The following is a 16,180-nucleotide window of genomic DNA, read 5'->3' as shown; positions in this document are numbered from 1 at the left end:
GCGTAGTCAGGCGAAGGTGCCGTGCAGGAACCACGCCGTCTCTTCCTTGGCCAAACGCATCTGGAAGATCCACAGCACACCCGCGTGCTCACTGACCGCGACCCAGTAGTCCCGGGCGGTCTGGCGTGTCGTCTCCTGCTGGTTGTCATACGCTTCGGTGGTGCGGTCCCACCACCCACCCTCGACACGGTGCGGACCCGCGAGAAGCTGCAGCACGCCCTGGTACAGCGGCCGGTTGTTCTCGGTCGCCAGCCGCAGCGGCTTCGGCAGGATGAAGGTGGGCTGCGGCACGTCGACCGCCCGGCATGTCGCGCGAGGGGCCGGCTCTGGCGCAGGGCGCCAGCGGCACATCCATTCCATGCGGTGGTCTTCGAGGATCACGGGTCGCAGCACACGGTCCGGGCCGAGGCGCGCGGCGATGCGCTCGAGCACCAGCGCCAGGCTCTCGCCGGACTGGCGAGCCTCGGGCAGCATCGAAAAGCTCTTCTCCTCGAGCGTCTGCACTTCGGTGGCCAGCAACTCCAGGTCGCCGACGGGAGCGAGCAGCTCGACCTTGCCCAGGTGCTCGGCCAACAGCCGGATCAGGTGCTCCGTGTCGCGCGTGGCCTGGGCCGTGCGCACTGTCAGCTCACCGCCGTCGCCGGCAGACTTCGCTCGCATCGCGTCGTGGCACCAGCGCAGCGTGAAGGCTGTGACACCAGATCGCCGGGCCATCAGCCAGCCGGCCATCTGCAGCATCAGCCGCCGTGCGCCGAAGAGCATGGCTGGCGCATGCTCGACACGCGCCATGAGTTCAAGCTTGGCATGGAAGGTTTCCGGCAGTTGGGCCCACGGGTAGGTCTCGGGGCGCAGCCCATAGGCCTGGTCCAGGGTCGCGAGCAGCTGCGCGTCGAAGCGCCGGCTCAGCCCCCCGCGCGGCAGCGCGCGGACCTGGCCCAAGGTGCGGCAGCCCAGCCGGGCCAATGTGGCCTGGTGAGCGGCGACCTGCGTCAGCGTCTCCAGCGGCAAGGCATCGAGGAGCTGGGCGAGCGGCTTGGCAAAACCGTTGGACAGGCCCGAGCGCGCGACAGCCAGCGCGGCCAGGCTCGTCGGGCCCCAGCTCAGCTGCCGCACACCGAGGCTCGTGCAATCCTCGCGCACGCGCTCCACCAGGCGACGCTTGCCGCCGAACAGGCGCACGCTCTGCTCGAGCTCCATCACCACGGCCGGGCACGCCAGCAGCGCCTCGAGGACGGCCACGCGTGGCGTGAACTGCAGGCACCACGTCGCCAGCCCGTCGAGCGCGTCAGTGCGCGGGCGCGGATCGTCCGGAAGGCCGTCGGGAAGAAGGGTTGCCCACAGCATGGGAGAACTCTCGGGAAATGTCTTGGGGGAGGCCCTGGCTCTGACCCTGACGCTTTCGCGCGGCGATTAGGCGGCTCGGATGGCGCAGGCGCGGCGTCAGGATCGCGTCCAGCCCGCCGGGCACCGAGGGCAAGGTCAGCTCGCCTTCGTGCGGCGGTCCCTTGCGCTTGAGCAGGTGGACGTGCAGCTCCCAGTCGATGCCCAGCCTTGCCTGCAGGCGCAGCGGCGCGGCCGAGGCTTCGTGCTCGGCGGCTGCGGGCCGACACAGGATCACCGGACCGTCGCAGCTCTGTGCGCACACCTGCAGCCGCCGGATCTGTTCCTGGCGCGCCTGCGGCAGCCAGCTCACGAGCATGCCGGCAGCGTTGGCCTTGATGAGCTGCTCGGTCGCCCATAGGCGCTCGACGGGCTTGTCCGCCTGGATCCAGACGATATGCCGTTCATCGAGGCCCAGATGCTTCAGGCCTGGCAGGTGCGGTGGCTTTGGCGGGCCGACAATCACGATCTGCTTACCCTGCCCCACCAGCGTGTGCATCGCGGGCGCGAGCAGGCGCCACTCGAGCACCGAGGACTGCACCTGCAGCACCTCCGTCAACGATTGGCAGGGCCAGCCGTGGCCAGGCAGTTCCGCGTCGAGGGCTTCGAAGCCGGTGCCGACAGTCGTGGTGACCGGCGTACCGAGGGCGTCGCCGCGCCAGATAGCCGATTCGACGGCGTGCGGGAGCACAACGGGCCAGCGCGGCACGCTCGCTAGGGAGGAAGGTTGCGGGGCCTCTGGCGTGTGCTCGCCATCCGCCCATGACAGGGAGATGGCCATCTGTGGCTCCGATTACTGTATGGATGTACAGTATCGAGGACGATTCGGCACCGAGCAAGAAGGTTTACAAATTTTCCTCCTCGGACGGGTCCGGCGATCTACGTCGACACGGCGCGGGGTCGGCGGGCCCATCCACATTGTCATGGATCACGACGACATACCCACCGACATCTGGATCTTCTACTGCGTGCGGCAGCTGAAGATGCACTGGCGCACGGTCGATCCGGAGCAGCTCGAGGAGTTGGCCGCGGACCTGGCGCGCGAGCCGCATCTTCGTCAGATGTCGCCGCAGGCCGCGGCGCCGAAGTGGATGGAGCCCGTCTTAGTCCCGCGCAGATAGGTCGCTGCCCTGCGCAATCGGCGCACCGCCATCAGCTCTCAGAGCTTCGACAACCATCTTCGAACTGCTTTATAAGTCGCTCTCAACACACGTTTTTGCCAAGCCTAAAGATTCGATCTCTAAGAAAAAACCTTTAGCCCACCGTCGTGGGCATCTCGTCATGGGAGCTGTCGCATGTGCTATTCCGCCCAGATTCGCGCCGACTACAAACAGTTCTTCCGTCTCTTCGGTGGTGTGCTCACCTTGCGCGCCTTTGCCGAGCTCTACTACGAGCGTCAAGGCAACCCGAAGATCAAGATTCCCAAAATGATGGACGCGGCCTTCGAGACGCCTGAGAACGACGAGGAGCGTGAGATCAAGGGGCTGATTGACACTTTCAATGCCGAGCAGGCCCTGGCGCTCGAGCAGGACATCTTTGCGCAGCGCAAGCGCCTGGCGGACGCTCAACGCAAGTTGCTGACCAAGACCACGAAGAAAGCCACCGAGGACGTTCGCATGGCCACCGCCAAGGTCGAGTGGGGATTGGGGAAGCTGGCGGACCTCAGACGCACGCAGCCGGAGCCACGCGACGCGAGGATCTTTCCTGGCGTGTATGCACCGGTCATGATCTGGGAGAACGGGCAACGCGCGGTCAAGCCGATGCGCTATCACTGCCGGCCGGCCGGCAAGCCCGAGAAGTTCGATGTGCTTTACCCGGGTACGTACAACGCCCGGCGCGACAACCTCGAAGGCTTCTGGCGCGGCCAGTTCAGCGTGACGCACGGCGTGCTTGTCGTCAATGCCTTCTACGAGCATGTCGACCGCGATGGAAAAGACACCATCCTCGAGTTCAGGCCAACGCCCGCACAAGACATGTGGCTCGCTTGCCTGTGGTCCCGATGGACTGCGCCTGGCCAACCCGACCTGCTCTCGTTTGCTCTCATCATGGACGAGCCGCCGGACGAGGTTCGCGCTGCGGGGCAAGACCGCTGCCCCATCCCGCTCAAGCCCGAGAACATCGATGCCTGGTTGCGACCGGACATGGGGAGTCCGGATGCCCAATACGCGTTACTTGATGACCGCGAGCGCCCCTACCACGAGCATCGGCTCGCAGCCTGAGTGCCCCTCGGGGCCTGACTGGCCGCGACCATCGAAGTTCATCGAGGTCGTTGATACCTACATCCGCTGGTACAACGAGAAGCGGATCAAGATCTCTCTCGGCTCTCGCAGTCCCATCAAATACCGGGTGAGCCTCGGACTTGCAGCATAACCAGTCCAAGTTTTTATCCGCCCCCTGGGTCACTTCTGAATGGAAACCAACATCAATGACTTGACGCGCTTTTCTCGCGCGGAGGTTCTTAGCCCCTGACGCTCTTTGAATTGAACCGGCACCAACGCGTGCCAGGGGCAGCAGATGTAGGCAGACAGCGCTGGCGACCTCAGCTTTTTGATCCGGCTGTCTCAAGCCGTTAAGCTGCAATGACCGCTCTCGGTCCTACGGAATGCGGAACCCGCAAGTGGCTGAAAGATGGCGCGCACAGACGATCGGCGGGACAGCTCACTCACGCAGCGTGAAGACGATGGAGGGATACGACACAGGCCGCAAGTAAATAGCCTCGATGCCATGCAGCGCTGTGGCGTCGAACATCAGAGAGTCACCCGCCTTTACCGAGGCGGTCTTGGCGCTCTAACGGTAGCTAACCTCCCCTGGCAGGAAATACAAGAGCTTAAGCCCTGGATGCTGGAACGTGACATAAGGCTTTGCATCGGGAAGCAGCGTGACCAGGTAGGGCTCCACGAACAGATTGCCGGACAGCGAGTGACCGAGGAGTTCATAGCGGTAGTCCGCGACTTCGCCGACGCGATCGACAACGAGCCCGTGACCCGACTGAACATGACAGAAGTCCGTGCGGCGAGCCTGGTCGCCGAAGAAACGCGAGATTGGCACCCGCAACCCATCGGCAATGCGGTCCAGAGTTTCGACCGAAGGCGACACCAATCCGTGCTCGATACGTGAAAGCATTGATCGAGAAACTCCACTGGACAGGGCAAGCGCACCGGCCGAGTTTCCCGCAGCCAGCCTCAGCGCCCGAATCTGCGCACCGATCCGCGAGGCAGAACCGCTCCGCGGTGTGGACTCTGGTTGCTTGCGTCGCGCCTTTGCATGTTCAGGCAGCTTGAATGGCCGAGCAGTGGGGAAAGGTGAAGCAATTCGAACGTGCGTCAATCTCGATCCTCGTGGCAGTCGTCGATCCTGCAAAAATTAATCCCAAGGGTCGACCGCCGGGGCCCCGCGCCAATTCTTCAACCCGCTCTCTGGCAAAAGTGACGATTGGTCGACATCTTAATATGTGACGATAAGTCCGTGGTTGATTAGTCTACAAACCACGCCAATTGGAGGGTGAAGTCACTATCCATTCGGTTCAGCGAGCGCTTGAGGGAATTGCGAAAAGAGCGCGCCCTTTCGCAAGAGGAATTTGCAGCTGCCTGCGGTTTTGACCGTACCTATGTCAGCGGCATGGAGCGCGGAGTTCGCAATCCGTCTCTCGCCGCAATAGAAACCCTCGCCGCAGCACTTGGGCTCTCGGTGGGCGACCTGTTCAAGGGGCTATAGCGCCCGGTCGCGAGGGCCGCTGTTGGAGCAGTTCCGCGGCAAGCCAGTCGTTGGCCCGCTGCCGCGAGGAACGGTGCGGCCCCATAGACAATGGGGTTGAGCCGGCGACGCCTGCGCGACGTCGTGCGCATCTCAGACCGCAGTTTGTCCACGATCCACCGCTGCAGCTCTGGGAGGCGTTTCCGAAGCCGCGTGTCGGCGATCCTGCAGGGTCGCAGGGGATCCAGCGCGCGCTCAAAGCGACAGCGACGGATCCCTCGCAGGCGATCGAGCGCATCGAGATCGTTTGGCCACCAAGCGCGCGCAGACTCCGCTCGGGTGGAACGACGCCCTCCAAACGGTGCCCAATCCCCCTTGCCTGCCATGTTCGAAACGCGGGTCAGCGCCCCCCGACGCCGTCGCCTTCCCCTTGGGAGAGCCAGGACCTGTGCAATCGCCGTATCAACGGGCGGGCCAACCGACGCGCATCGACCACCGGGGCACACGACGCAGCATGGCAGCTCGGCGAAGAAGCGTGCGCACGTCCACCTGACGCTCTGCGGCGCGATGCCGCGCGCCGACTCAACAGCAGTCGCCCCGGCACACCGGCCTTGCACCTACCAGTTCTGGCAGTTGCTGCATCACGGCTGGACGCGAAGGATGCGAGGTCCGCCCGCACCACCAGGAGCCTTCCATGCGCACCCTCTTGATCGACAACCACGATTCCTTCACCTACAACCTCTACCAATACCTGGCCGCGTGCAACGCCGAGGAGCCCCTCGTGATCAGGAACGACGAACGGCCCTGGCGCGAGATCGAGGCGCTGGACTTCGACAACATCGTGATCTCTCCCGGGCCCGGCAGACCGCAGCGTCCGACGGATCTCGGCATCTCCGCGGAAGCCCTGCGCCAGGCACGCGTGCCCGTGCTCGGCGTCTGCCTGGGGCACCAGGCCATGGCGCACCATTGCGGCGCCACGGTGGCACGTGCGACGCGGCCGATGCACGGACGCCTGGATCGCGTCCATCATGCGGCGACCGGCCTGTTTCGCGGCATTCCCGACCACTTCGAAGTGGTGAGATACCACTCGTTGGCCGTCACCGACCTGCCCGCTGAACTCGAGGCGCTGGCCTGGGCGGCGGACGGCACGCTGATGGCGCTGCGTCACATTCGCCGGCCGTGGTGGGGTGTCCAGTTCCACCCCGAATCGATCTGCACGGAATACGGTGCCCGACTGTTGAACAACTTCCGGGAACTGACGCTGGCATGGCGCAGCCATCGCCGCCCCGCGAGCACCATGGGCAGCTTCCTGCCGGAATTCAGCCTCGGCAAGCACGCTGCCGTGCAGGTGCATGCCCGCTGCCTCGATGTCCTGCCGGATCCCGAGCAGGTCTTCGATGCCCTCTTTGCCCAGGCCACCACATCGTTCTGGCTGGACAGCAGCCTGACCGACACCACGCGCGCACGCTTCTCGTTCATGGGTGATGCCAGCGGCCCTCTGGGCAAGCGCGTGATCTACCGCGCGAGCGGCAAGGATCTCGAGATCCGCACTCACGGCACGGTGGACAGGCGTGTCCAGAGCATCTTCGACTACCTGCGCGAGCAGCTGCCGCCACCGCGGCCGGCCCCTGCGCCGCTGCCATTTGATTTCGCGGGGGGCTTCGTCGGCTACTTCGGCTACGAGCTCAAGGCAGAGCTCGGCGGCGGGAGCGTGCACCGCGCCGAAACGCCGGACGCGCTGTGGATCCTGGCGGACCGGCTCCTGGTGTTCGACCACGCCGAGCAACAGACATGGGTGCTTTGCTTGGACGGGGACCAGCTCTCGAAGGCCAACGCGGACTGGATCGAGGCGGTTGCACGGCAGCTTCAACGTGAGCTGCCCGCCATGCCGTCCGTCGGCGAGGATGCCGCGCGCGGGCTGGGCCCGATGCAGTGGCTGGTCGATCTCACCGATTATCGCAGGCGCATCGTGCGCGCGCAGCACGAGATCCTCGAAGGTGAGACCTACGAGGTCTGCCTGACCAACCAGCTGCGGGGCCAAGGCGCCATCGAGCCATGGCCGGTCTACCGCGCACTTCGCGCGCGCAGTCCTGCCCCCTACGCCGCCTTCCTGAAGACACCCGAATTGTCCGTGCTGTGCGCGTCGCCCGAGCTGTTCCTGCGCATCGGTGCCGACGGCAGCGTGGAATCCCGGCCGATCAAGGGCACCGCCGGGCGCGGAGAAGACGAGGCGGCGGACCGGTCCATCGCACAGTGGCTTGTCGACGACGAGAAGACACGCGCGGAAAATCTGATGATCGTCGACCTGCTGCGCAATGACCTCAACCGTGTCTGCGACGTGGACTCCGTCCACGTACCGGGACTGTTTGAGATCGAGACCTACGCCAGCGTGCACCAGATGGTCAGCACGATTCGGGGGCACCTGCGTGAAGGACTGGGCCCGATCGACTGCGTGCTGGCGACATTCCCGGGCGGATCGATGACGGGGGCGCCCAAGGAGCGAACCATGCACATCCTCGACGGTCTCGAGGAGGCGGCACGTGGCGTCTATGCAGGCAGCATCGGCTATCTCTCACTGAACGGCACGGCTCAGCTGAACATCGTGATCCGGACCATCGTGAGCGCCGCCCAGCGCGTCTCGATCGGCACGGGCGGCGCCATCGTGGCGCTGTCGGACCCGGACCAGGAGGTCGAGGAGATCGTGCTCAAGGCACGTGCATCCTGCGAAGTGCTGCAGCGATGCGGCGGCGCTGGCGCCATGACGCCACACGACACCGCTCCGGCGCCCGCGCGCTCTGACAAGCCGAAGGCCGGCGAATGATCTCGGCGCCGAACCGCCGAGGCATCGCACTCATGACCGCGGCGATGGCGTGCTACGTACTGAACGACACGCTCGTCAAGCTGACGCTGGACGTCTTTCCCCCTGGTCAGGTTCTGGCCGTCCGGGGCGTCGCCGCGACAGCGGCGCTCGCGCTGGTCTCGCACCGTCGCCTGGCAACACCGGGGGCCATGCGCACGCTCTGGCGTCCCCTGCTGGCGCTTCGATGCGCCCTGGAGGTGACCACCGCGGGCACCTCGGTACTCGCGCTCTCGCAGGCCTCGCTGTCGAGCGTCAGCGCCATCATGATGACGGCCCCGCTGCTGATCGCGATGACCAGCATGACACTGGGGTGGGAACCTGCCCGCCCTGGGCGCCTCCTCGCCGTGGCGTTCGGCCTGGCCGGCGCGCTGCTGATCCTGCGGCCCGCGGCCCAACCGCTGAGCGATGGCGTCATCCTGGCATGCCTGTGCGCCGTCTCGCTCGCGGCGCGAGACCTGGCGACGCGACGCTTGCCACCGTCGCTGCCCTCCGCCATGGTGGCCGCGACCGCGAGCTGTGCGGCGTGCGCGGCCGGTCCCGTGCTGGGCTGGGCGATGGACGAGTCCTGGGCCAGCGTGGCGCGCCGTGAGACATGGGTGCTCGTCGGCGCCGCACTGTGCACCGCGGCGGGCAACTACTCGCTCATCGCGGCATGCCGCGGCTCGGACCTGGCCGTCGTGACGCCCTTTCGCTACAGCCTGCTCGTATGGGCATGCCTCGCCACCTTTTTGGTGTGGGGGGAGGTGCCCGATGCCGCCGGCACCTGCGGCATCGTCGTGATCGTGGTCGCCGGCATCTTCACCATGCGCGGCGCAGTCCGGCGTTGACCGGGACGGCCGCTCGCCAGGCCTGGAACAGGCGCGCCTCACGGCGACGGCACCTCGCGCGCGACCGTTGCGGCGCCATGACGCTCAGGTCCGAAGGCTGAACACCGCGCACAGGTAGTTCATCGGCGCCTCGTCGACGCGCACGACGCCATGGGCAGCGGATGCGTCGAAGAGCAAAGCATCCCCCGCGCCGAGGCTCACATGCCTGGGACCGTAGCGGTAGCGCGCCTTTCCTGAGAGAACGTAGATGAACTTGAGTCCCTGATGCGTCAGCGCCGCGGGGGTTTCGTCGGAAGCGTCGATCTGCACGAGACTCGGTGCAACGCTCAAGTCCCCCGACAACAGATGCCCGAGCAGTTCATAGCGTCCGCCCGTTGCCGCCGCCAAGCTGTCCACCGGGATGCCGTGACCGGCCGGCACGTGCAGAAAGTCGACGCGTTCCGCGCGCTGTGTGAAGAATCGCGAGATCGACACGCCCATCGCGGTCGCAATGCGCTCGAGGGTCTCCACCGACGGCGATGCCAGACCGCGCTCCACGCGGGAGAGCATGGAGCGCGAGACCCCTGCACACCTGGCCAGCTCGCCGCCAGAAGTTCCTGTCACTGCGCGCAAGGCCTTGATCTGAGCACCGACGGCACCGGCTCGCTCGCTGCGAGGCGGGCGCGCCGGCCTGGTTCGCGGGGCGACGAGGCGTTGCGGCAGCCGGACGACATTCGCCGTGGGAAACGGCGATGGTGTCCGCGCGCGGCTCATGGAACCCTCCGCCGCGCATCCGGCCGCATGCAAAGAGAACGCGCGCGGGCATGCGGTGGCCGCATCGCCATCGAAACGCATTCGTGGGCAGCAAGGCGGTGCACGTCGCGAAATCTCATGCTCATCTCAACGACCCGAGCGGTGCGTCGATGACCTCGAGTTCCAGGCGGCAGGTCTCTTCGATGACGAGCGCGTACAGCGATCGAAGGAAGTCCCCACGGATGCCATGATTCGCCGCGAACTCGGCGGCGCGCTGCTGCACAAGCCCGATGCGTTGCGGCTGCATCATCGGGATCGCGTGCTCGCGCTTGTGCAAGCCGATGCGACAGCAGCAGTCCAGCCGTTGCCGCAGCGTCTCCATGAGCCGCCAGTCGATACCGTCGAGCTCGTCGCGCAAGGCCTGCAGCACCGCCTCCGCTTCGGGATTGTCTTCAGGGGCCGTGGCGCCATGGGAAGCAACAGGAGTATCAGAGATAGACATGTTGGATGAAGCACGTTCGAGTGGTCGAACGTCGATCTTTGTGCCGGCGCCCAGCGTGAACAAGGCTTGCACGCCATGCACAAGGCGTCACCTCACCGTCGCAACGGCGCGCCCGTCCGATCCTGGCGTTCCAGCGCTCGCCCGTGTACACAGCGCCAACGTGCGAGCCGGGTCTCGCCATCGATCGCTTGCATGTCGCGCAAAAACGCGCCGGGCCAGACGATTCAATGCAACGCGCCGGGGTGCACCCGAGGGCGTCGTGACGGGCACGCCGCAGGCACGCAACTGCCAGATCAGGTAGTTTTGCGACGCCTCCTCCTTGGCTCTAATGGACCGACGTGCTCAAAACATCGGAGGTCCAATGAACATCGTGACTGGCACCGCGGACACCCTGCCGGCTGGCTTGCTTTTCGACATGGCGCACTACCGCTACCGCGTCTTCGTCGAGAGGCTCGGGTGGCAGCTGCAACACCACGGGCGGCTGGAACTCGACCAGTTCGACCGTCGCGACACCTTGTATGTGATCGCGCGGCAGCGAGGCGGCGAACTGCGTGGCGTCGCACGGCTGCTTCCCACCGACCAGCCCTACTTGCTCGCGACGGCATTTGCTCAGTTGCTGCCCGGTCGCCCGCTGCCGCGCAGTCCCGAGATCTGGGAGCTGTCGCGCTTCGCCGCGGTCGACCTTGATGCGTCCGGCCGAGAGGGGACCCGTTTCGGCGCCTCCGAGGTCGCGCTCGCCCTGCTGCGCGGCGCCATGCAGCTCGCCGCGCAACGCGGTGCGCGCGCGCTCGTGACCGCTTCGCCGATCGGGATCGAGCGTCTGCTGCGTATCGCGGGCATTGCCGCCAGCCGAATGGCGCCACCGGTGGCGATCGGCGGCCACAGGATGTTTGCTTGCCGCATTGAACTTTCGTCGACCCGGCCAGCACCCGCGTCGGCCTCCGGCGGCGACGGCGGCACACTCGCGCCGCTCAGCCGAGCAGTCCCAGTCCGGCCGCGCTCGCCACGGCGGCGGTCTTGTTCGCCGATCTCAGTTTGAGTCTGACGTTCTTCGCATGGAAGTTGACCGTGTTCACCGAGATGCTCAAGAGCAGTGCGATCTCTTCGGACGTCTTGCCATCGGCCATCCACTGCAAGATTTCGATCTCCCGCGCGGACAATTCGGGTGGCGGCTCGCCATGGGTGCGGCGCAGCGCCGCGGAAAGTGCCACATGGGCCGCATTGGCAAGCCAGCAGAATTCGGGCTCATGGGCCTTCAGTTCTGCGCGAGTGAGGCTCTGGCTCGAGCGCGCCAGCGAAAGCATGCCCACGGACCCGGAGGCATCGAAGCTCGACTGCGCCCACCCCACCTGCAGGTCGAAGGCGCGTGCCTCCGCCCACAGCTTCGGCGTGCTGCGGAACAGCTCGCGGCTCCAGACCAGGGGCGCGGTCGAACGCACGCCGTGCGCGACCGTGGGGTCGATCTTCAGGTATCCCGCTTCCCGGTAGCGGTCCTGCCACCGCTGGTCGTAGTTGCTGATCAGCATGAACTTTTGCCGAGAGTATGGAAGGCGCATGCGCACGCCGTAGGCGCACGATTCGAACCCCAGTCTGCGCACGGTCTCGGCGACGACGTCGAACACCGACTGCAAATCCTCGGCTTGGGAGAGGGCCGTGCGAACGTCATCACCGAGGACGTCCAGACGGCGCCGCATGGCACGGGGAGACCACCGAACGCCCGCGAGGATGCATGGTTGTTCCACGACGAATGGGAAGTCCCCTTCTGCGCTCATGAGCCACCTTTCCGTTGCGGTCGCCGCAGGGCCCAAACAGGATTGCGTCTCCAGCGCGTCGGCATAAGATGCGCCGGGGGGACCGGGACCGCAGTTCAAAGTCTAGGCACGGCGCTCGGATCGCGCAGCGACAAATCCTCCATCCTTTTCGCCACCGGTCGCGGCGCGCGGCACCTGCTTCAAACCAAAGCATCAAGATGCTGCCGCCATTCGGCACCCGTGGCCCTTGTTCTTCACCTCCAGCGAGGGCAAGTCGATGTCAGAGGTCTGGTTCATTCTTCTGGACGGGTTCGATCTCTATGAGGCCAGCGCAGCGATGCAAGCCTTTGTCGTCGCCAACGGCTTCGCATGCGTCGCCGGGCAGGCCAGGCGCTACCTGGTGCGGTGTCTCACGAACGGTGCCGCGCCGGTGCGCAGCAACGGCGAAGCGACACTTCATGCGGATGCGCTGCCCCCCGCGCTTCCCGCGCGGGTGGAACATGTGATCCTGGTGGGCGGAAGCAGCGCCAGGCAGGCGCTGCTGCATCCCACGCGCAGCCAAGCGCGGCTCGCGGCTTGGATCGCGCGCGAACGCCCGCGCATCGGCCGCCTCGCGGCGATCGGCGAAGGGGCGTTCGTGGTGGCGTCATGGCGCAAGCGAACGCCGCGTGATGCATCGAGCGGTGACACGGGGGTTGCCGCAAGCCTCTCGGGACTCGAGTTGGCGTTGCGAACCATCACCGGCGACATGGGCTACCGCGTCTCGCTCCAGGTCGCCGAGAAGCTCGCGCCGGCGCCAGAGCGATTCGGCGCCCCTTTTCGTTTTCGCACCGCGCTGACGGGCCACGCATGCGGTGACGAGCGCGCCCTCGCACTGAACCGATGGATCGCGGCGCACCTTCGACAGCCGCTGACCAACGACCAGTTGTCGCAGCGCCTGGCCATGACGTCGCGCACGTTCTCGCGCTTTTACCCACGTGCCACCGGCTTCACGCCAGCGCGCGCTGTCGAACACATTCGCCTGGAGCATGCGTGTCACGTGCTCGAGACAACGCTCATGTCATTCAAGCAGATCGCACGGCGCAGCGGCTTCTCCTCCGAGGAAGTCATGCGCAGGGCTTTCATCCGGGTGATCAAGATGACGCCGTCCCAGTACAAGCGCCAGCTTTACGGGCAGGTCTGATCGGATGAGCTCGAACCTCTGACGAACGAATCCGGCGATGCAGGCGCGTGGCGCGCGGGCCTCCAGCCAGCAGACGCTCACGAAAACAAGTGCGACGCACGACGGCGTGTGCATGCGGCACGCTGGTACGCCTGCCAGCCTCGAAGCGGTCCCAATGACCCACATCCGGGCCGCGGGCCCTGCCTCGTCCGGTGGATGGCTGTGCGCATCATGGCCGCCGCGTTAGGCGGCGGCGCACACGATCGCCTCTTGCATGAGGCCAATCCGTTTCGGCCATTTCTCTGGTGTCTGACGGTCGCCGACGACTGGAGCCGACGCCCGCGATGCCAAGGGCACGCTTCGTCAGCGCGCTCGACGCCCGGTGCGTTCGGTCAGTTCGCGAGCTGATCGGTGACACTCGCTCGGTCAACGATGCCGGGACATGCCGCCGCGCTGCAGCTGCCTGCCGCTGGAGGCGTCCAGTTCGCATACGCGCTGTCGGCAACATCTGCAGGACGTACCGCCATCGGAATGCCCAGCGCGAGAAAAAAACTGCCCATCTACGCCAGTGCGACCGCCAGCGACATCAGTTTCTCTTCATACGGCACTCCATTCCAACGATTCAAGAGGACCGAATTTGTTCGAGTCAGAGCCTTGCGAGCCCGTCCGGTGTCCGCCAAGCGCTTGAAGGCACGATGGCTCTCCAAGTGACCGGATCAAGAACGGGACCAGCGCGGGGCACGGCCGAGGTCGCTGCGCGGAGCGAAGGCGGTCCGGCCGGCGGGGCGGCGCGCTGCTGCCGTCTTCGCCTTCGGCAAGGGCCCCACTCCCGTGTCTCGCGCCATGTTCAGCGAGGCAAGAAATCCGCCATGAGCCGCCCGGCCTGATAGAGCAGTTCGAATTCGGCATCGTCGATCGACCTTTCGATCAGGTCGAAGTGTGAAAGCGTGCCCAGGAGGGCGCGGTCCGAATCGATGACGGGGACGGCGTGGTAACTCACGACGATGCCTTGCGACGGATGCCCGGCCAGTCGCGTATCCGTCGATGAGTTGTTCGTGCGAAAGAGGCCGTCGCGCACGACGAACTGGCAGAAGCTTGCGTCCATCGGCACCACTTCGAGAAACGCAGGCCGGACCTGGTGGAGCTTGTCGAAGAGCAGCACGTTGCGGAGGTTGTCGCCCTCGATGCGGTACACGCCGGAAAACCGATGCGGCACCCCGTCATTGAGGTAAGCCAATGCGGCAGCGGAACCCTTCGACTTGAGGACCGCCGAGAGCCTGCTGAAGTCGCGCGTGGTCTGCATGATCCAACCTCCCAAGGGGAACGTCGCTCCGAACTGTGCCCATGTCGCCGGCCGACGCCGCGCGCGATTCGCTGGCTCGGTGCGGCAGATGAATCAATCTAGCCGATTCGACGCGCGCATGGGCAGTGTTTGTGCCGGGACATGCAGGCCCGCGAGCTCTTTGTCGGGGCCGCTTCGCTACTGGCAGTGCGGCTCGTGGATGCCCAGTCCTGCCGTGGCAGCGGCGGCCTTGTTGCCGACCGTCGACACCCGCGCCAAGTCGCGCTCGTTGCCGATGGAGCCATACGTATTTTCGTGCTACTTTTTCCCTCCATCATGGCCCAAGACGCATCTTCCCCATCGCGCGAACGCCGGGACGACGGTTCGCTGCCTGTCGTCCACCCCACGTTCGACGAACGCTACCGTGCGTGGGCCGCGGCAGAGGCGGCCATCGTCGAGGCGACCGCGTCAGGAACTATCCATGACGCGGACCGGCTCAGCGCGCTGTGTGCGGATGCCGTCGAGAAACACCGCGTGCTATGGGCCGACACCGGTCTCGGCTCGCTCGACACCGGCATCGCTAAGGCGCCGGACGCCGGCCGGGGCTGAGGGTCCTTGCGCGCGCGGGACGACCATGGCGCGAGCCGCAAAGTCATTGCTCAGGAGATTGCCATGCACTCGACAGACACCTCACTTCATGACCTTCGGGATCAGGTCCTGGCCGATCTGCGCCGGGATCGCGCCCGTACACGATGGATCGGTTTCGTGGCGCTTGCAGCGGGCCTGGGCGCGGTGACGTTCTATCTGTCGGTCTTCTAGCCGTGCGAGCGCAGGGGCGCTGCATCGAAATCGCCCCGTCGCCGATGTCCCCGATGGGGGGAGGAGGAGCCCGCCCAGGCTGCCACCTTGCCCGGGGGCGCCGGCTCCCAACGAAGGGATCGTGTTCGAGCTCATCCTGTGCGCTGCTGTAATCGCGCCAAGCGTCGACCTGGTTGAAGGGAACTCCGCAGCCCGCGGCACAGCGCGCCATTCGCGCGCGAGGTCGCGATTGCCGACCTGCCGTGTTCAAGGGGCGCGTGTCAGGCGCGCTCGGCTCCGTACCCTCTCTTCCGCACTTCTGAGCGTGACCTTATCCGACACGCGCGCACGGACTAAAAAAGGCACGACCCATTTTCGAATGTGATAAATTCACATCTCGCATTGGATTAGCTCGAAAGTTTTCTTTTTCACTCGATCACCACGACGCGATGCCGCTGCAATTCCTTGTCGAACTCGCACAAAAGCCGCTGCCGCTGGCGGTCACTTGCCCGCGCCAGTTGGGTCACGTCACACGCCTCAAGGCAATTGGCCTGATCGAGGCCACGTTGGCCCTCTCGCATTCGCGCGATCGCCGCACGCATGCGGCGCTGGTTCATCACGTCACGGAATCGGGCGTCCGCGAAATCATGGAAGCGACGGGACACGCGCCGACGCCCATGCGTCGGTGCGAGCCAAACAGCGTCGGGCTGACCTTTCTGCGATTTCTGGAACACGCCGACTTGCCGGTCATCGTCACGCACGACGATGAACGCAACATCGCGGCGCGCCTGCTGCTCGGCGGCTTGATTCATGGCGCAGTCGACGACGTTTCGGGGGACGCCCGCGCCACCGTGATTCGCGGCCTCACGGCGGCGGGCAGGGCTGCGCTGTCTGTCCGAATGCGCAAAGACATCGCAGCGCTGAGGCCGCGTGCGCATTGGGAACCCGTGCCCGGTGGTTTGGCAGCGTCTCGTGAACTGACGACGTTGCCGCCCCATGCCCCGGTCATGCGCCATGAAGCTGTGCACGCGATGGACTGACGCACTCGCCCGAGCCCGCACCTTTGTCATCCATCATTTCATTCACGCGTCGCATGCATGCTTCGGATAGTGAAGGCCGTCAAACTTCCGACTGGGCGTCTCCCTGGGGCTCCTGCCCATTGGGATCACGACATGCGCGCACTGCCCTTCACG

The 16,180-nt window shown here is 65.7% G+C and carries 16 protein-coding genes and 2 pseudogenes; 11 read left to right on the top strand and 7 right to left on the bottom strand.

Annotated elements, in window-relative coordinates; translation table 11 throughout:
* Positions 1-6: 6 nt before the first annotated feature.
* Together AACL56_RS29930 and imuA are read right to left on the bottom strand one after the other, a co-directional pair.
* Entirely contained in the window at positions 7-1,344 is a 1,338-nt protein-coding gene (locus AACL56_RS29930; RefSeq protein WP_339093640.1) for a Y-family DNA polymerase, read from the bottom strand.
* Positions 1,286-2,161: a translesion DNA synthesis-associated protein ImuA gene (gene imuA, locus AACL56_RS29925; protein ID WP_339093638.1), complete on the bottom strand. Its 876-nt coding sequence runs from the start codon at positions 2,159-2,161 to the stop codon at positions 1,286-1,288. Before imuA ends, AACL56_RS29930 begins: the two co-directional genes overlap by 59 nt.
* Before the next feature lie 142 nt (positions 2,162-2,303).
* On the opposite strand from imuA, the gene AACL56_RS29920 reads away from it, so the two are divergent.
* The 3 genes and pseudogenes from AACL56_RS29920 to AACL56_RS29910 form a co-directional block, all read left to right on the top strand.
* Positions 2,304-2,501, top strand: a complete 198-nt coding sequence (locus AACL56_RS29920) for a hypothetical protein (protein ID WP_339093637.1) — start codon at positions 2,304-2,306, stop codon at positions 2,499-2,501.
* A gap of 174 nt (positions 2,502-2,675) precedes the next feature.
* Positions 2,676-3,599, top strand: a complete 924-nt coding sequence (locus tag AACL56_RS29915; protein ID WP_339093635.1) for an SOS response-associated peptidase family protein — start codon at positions 2,676-2,678, stop codon at positions 3,597-3,599.
* 34 nt (positions 3,600-3,633) lie between these two features.
* A pseudogene (locus AACL56_RS29910) lies at positions 3,634-3,750 on the top strand (IS3 family transposase); the annotation flags it as partial.
* 288 nt (positions 3,751-4,038) lie between these two features.
* Here AACL56_RS29910 and AACL56_RS29905 read toward each other — a convergent pair.
* Positions 4,039-4,575, bottom strand: a pseudogene (locus AACL56_RS29905) (helix-turn-helix domain-containing protein).
* Between the two features lie 306 nt (positions 4,576-4,881).
* On the opposite strand from AACL56_RS29905, the gene AACL56_RS29900 reads away from it, so the two are divergent.
* From AACL56_RS29900 to AACL56_RS29890, 3 genes are all read left to right on the top strand, one after another.
* Complete coding sequence (locus AACL56_RS29900) at positions 4,882-5,094, top strand: helix-turn-helix transcriptional regulator (RefSeq protein WP_339093633.1); 213 nt, start codon at positions 4,882-4,884, stop codon at positions 5,092-5,094.
* A gap of 673 nt (positions 5,095-5,767) precedes the next feature.
* Positions 5,768-7,894 (top strand): aminodeoxychorismate synthase component I, encoded by a 2,127-nt coding sequence (gene pabB / locus AACL56_RS29895; RefSeq protein WP_339093631.1) that lies wholly within the window; start codon positions 5,768-5,770, stop codon positions 7,892-7,894.
* Entirely contained in the window at positions 7,891-8,760 is an 870-nt protein-coding gene (locus AACL56_RS29890) for a DMT family transporter (RefSeq protein WP_339093630.1), read from the top strand. Before pabB ends, AACL56_RS29890 begins: the two co-directional genes overlap by 4 nt.
* An 84-nt stretch (positions 8,761-8,844) precedes the next feature.
* On the opposite strand, the gene AACL56_RS29885 is transcribed toward AACL56_RS29890, so the two are convergent.
* Both AACL56_RS29885 and AACL56_RS29880 read right to left on the bottom strand, forming a co-directional pair.
* Positions 8,845-9,381: an XRE family transcriptional regulator gene (locus AACL56_RS29885; protein WP_339095276.1), complete on the bottom strand. Its 537-nt coding sequence runs from the start codon at positions 9,379-9,381 to the stop codon at positions 8,845-8,847.
* A gap of 253 nt (positions 9,382-9,634) precedes the next feature.
* Positions 9,635-10,057 carry a chorismate mutase family protein gene (locus AACL56_RS29880; RefSeq protein WP_339093629.1) on the bottom strand — a complete coding sequence of 141 codons (423 nt, stop codon included), beginning with the start codon at positions 10,055-10,057 and terminating at the stop codon, positions 9,635-9,637.
* 298 nt (positions 10,058-10,355) lie between these two features.
* Here AACL56_RS29880 and AACL56_RS29875 point away from each other — a divergent pair, with 298 nt between their 5' ends.
* Positions 10,356-11,033, top strand: a complete 678-nt coding sequence (locus AACL56_RS29875; RefSeq protein ID WP_339093628.1) for an acyl-homoserine-lactone synthase — start codon at positions 10,356-10,358, stop codon at positions 11,031-11,033.
* On the opposite strand, the gene AACL56_RS29870 is transcribed toward AACL56_RS29875, so the two are convergent.
* Positions 10,966-11,766: a LuxR family transcriptional regulator gene (locus AACL56_RS29870; protein WP_339093627.1), complete on the bottom strand. Its 801-nt coding sequence runs from the start codon at positions 11,764-11,766 to the stop codon at positions 10,966-10,968. The genes AACL56_RS29875 and AACL56_RS29870 overlap by 68 nt on opposite strands.
* Positions 11,767-11,992: 226 nt before the next feature.
* Here AACL56_RS29870 and AACL56_RS29865 point away from each other — a divergent pair, with 226 nt between their 5' ends.
* On the top strand, positions 11,993-12,928 hold the full coding sequence (locus tag AACL56_RS29865) for a GlxA family transcriptional regulator (protein ID WP_339093626.1): 936 nt from the start codon (positions 11,993-11,995) through the stop codon (positions 12,926-12,928).
* Positions 12,929-13,754: 826 nt separating this feature from the next.
* On the opposite strand, the gene AACL56_RS29860 is transcribed toward AACL56_RS29865, so the two are convergent.
* Positions 13,755-14,210, bottom strand: a complete 456-nt coding sequence (locus AACL56_RS29860) for a GAF domain-containing protein (protein ID WP_339093625.1) — start codon at positions 14,208-14,210, stop codon at positions 13,755-13,757.
* A gap of 315 nt (positions 14,211-14,525) precedes the next feature.
* Here AACL56_RS29860 and AACL56_RS29855 point away from each other — a divergent pair, with 315 nt between their 5' ends.
* The 3 genes from AACL56_RS29855 (at position 14,526) to AACL56_RS29845 (ending at position 16,027) form a co-directional block, all read left to right on the top strand.
* The gene (locus tag AACL56_RS29855; protein ID WP_339093624.1) at positions 14,526-14,798 is read left to right on the top strand and encodes a hypothetical protein; all 273 of its coding nucleotides are present in this window, start codon (positions 14,526-14,528) and stop codon (positions 14,796-14,798) included.
* A gap of 63 nt (positions 14,799-14,861) precedes the next feature.
* Positions 14,862-15,008, top strand: a complete 147-nt coding sequence (locus AACL56_RS29850; RefSeq protein WP_339093623.1) for a hypothetical protein — start codon at positions 14,862-14,864, stop codon at positions 15,006-15,008.
* Between the two features lie 428 nt (positions 15,009-15,436).
* The gene (locus AACL56_RS29845) at positions 15,437-16,027 is read left to right on the top strand and encodes a hypothetical protein (RefSeq protein WP_339093622.1); all 591 of its coding nucleotides are present in this window, start codon (positions 15,437-15,439) and stop codon (positions 16,025-16,027) included.
* Positions 16,028-16,180 lie beyond the last annotated feature (153 nt).

The sequence above is a fragment of the Variovorax paradoxus genome (assembly GCF_902712855.1).
Classification (GTDB): Bacteria; Pseudomonadota; Gammaproteobacteria; order Burkholderiales; family Burkholderiaceae_C; genus Variovorax; species Variovorax paradoxus_Q.
Note: the sequence above shows the minus strand (reverse complement) of the source record. Positions and strands in the feature narration are given on the sequence as shown.

Bases quoted from the DNA above. Each gene is read 5' to 3' on its own strand.
- AACL56_RS29930 (WP_339093640.1), bottom strand. From the start codon at position 1,344: ATGCTGTGGGCAACCCTTCTTCCCGACGGCCTTCCGGACGATCCGCGC.
- imuA (WP_339093638.1), bottom strand. From the start codon at position 2,161: ATGGCCATCTCCCTGTCATGGGCGGATGGCGAGCACACGCCAGAGGCC.
- AACL56_RS29920 (WP_339093637.1), top strand. From the start codon at position 2,304: ATGGATCACGACGACATACCCACCGACATCTGGATCTTCTACTGCGTG.
- AACL56_RS29915 (WP_339093635.1), top strand. From the start codon at position 2,676: ATGTGCTATTCCGCCCAGATTCGCGCCGACTACAAACAGTTCTTCCGT.
- pabB (WP_339093631.1), top strand. From the start codon at position 5,768: ATGCGCACCCTCTTGATCGACAACCACGATTCCTTCACCTACAACCTC.
- AACL56_RS29890 (WP_339093630.1), top strand. From the start codon at position 7,891: ATGATCTCGGCGCCGAACCGCCGAGGCATCGCACTCATGACCGCGGCG.
- AACL56_RS29875 (WP_339093628.1), top strand. From the start codon at position 10,356: ATGAACATCGTGACTGGCACCGCGGACACCCTGCCGGCTGGCTTGCTT.
- AACL56_RS29870 (WP_339093627.1), bottom strand. From the start codon at position 11,766: ATGAGCGCAGAAGGGGACTTCCCATTCGTCGTGGAACAACCATGCATC.
- AACL56_RS29860 (WP_339093625.1), bottom strand. From the start codon at position 14,210: ATGCAGACCACGCGCGACTTCAGCAGGCTCTCGGCGGTCCTCAAGTCG.
- AACL56_RS29855 (WP_339093624.1), top strand. From the start codon at position 14,526: ATGGCCCAAGACGCATCTTCCCCATCGCGCGAACGCCGGGACGACGGT.
- AACL56_RS29850 (WP_339093623.1), top strand. From the start codon at position 14,862: ATGCACTCGACAGACACCTCACTTCATGACCTTCGGGATCAGGTCCTG.
- AACL56_RS29845 (WP_339093622.1), top strand. From the start codon at position 15,437: ATGCCGCTGCAATTCCTTGTCGAACTCGCACAAAAGCCGCTGCCGCTG.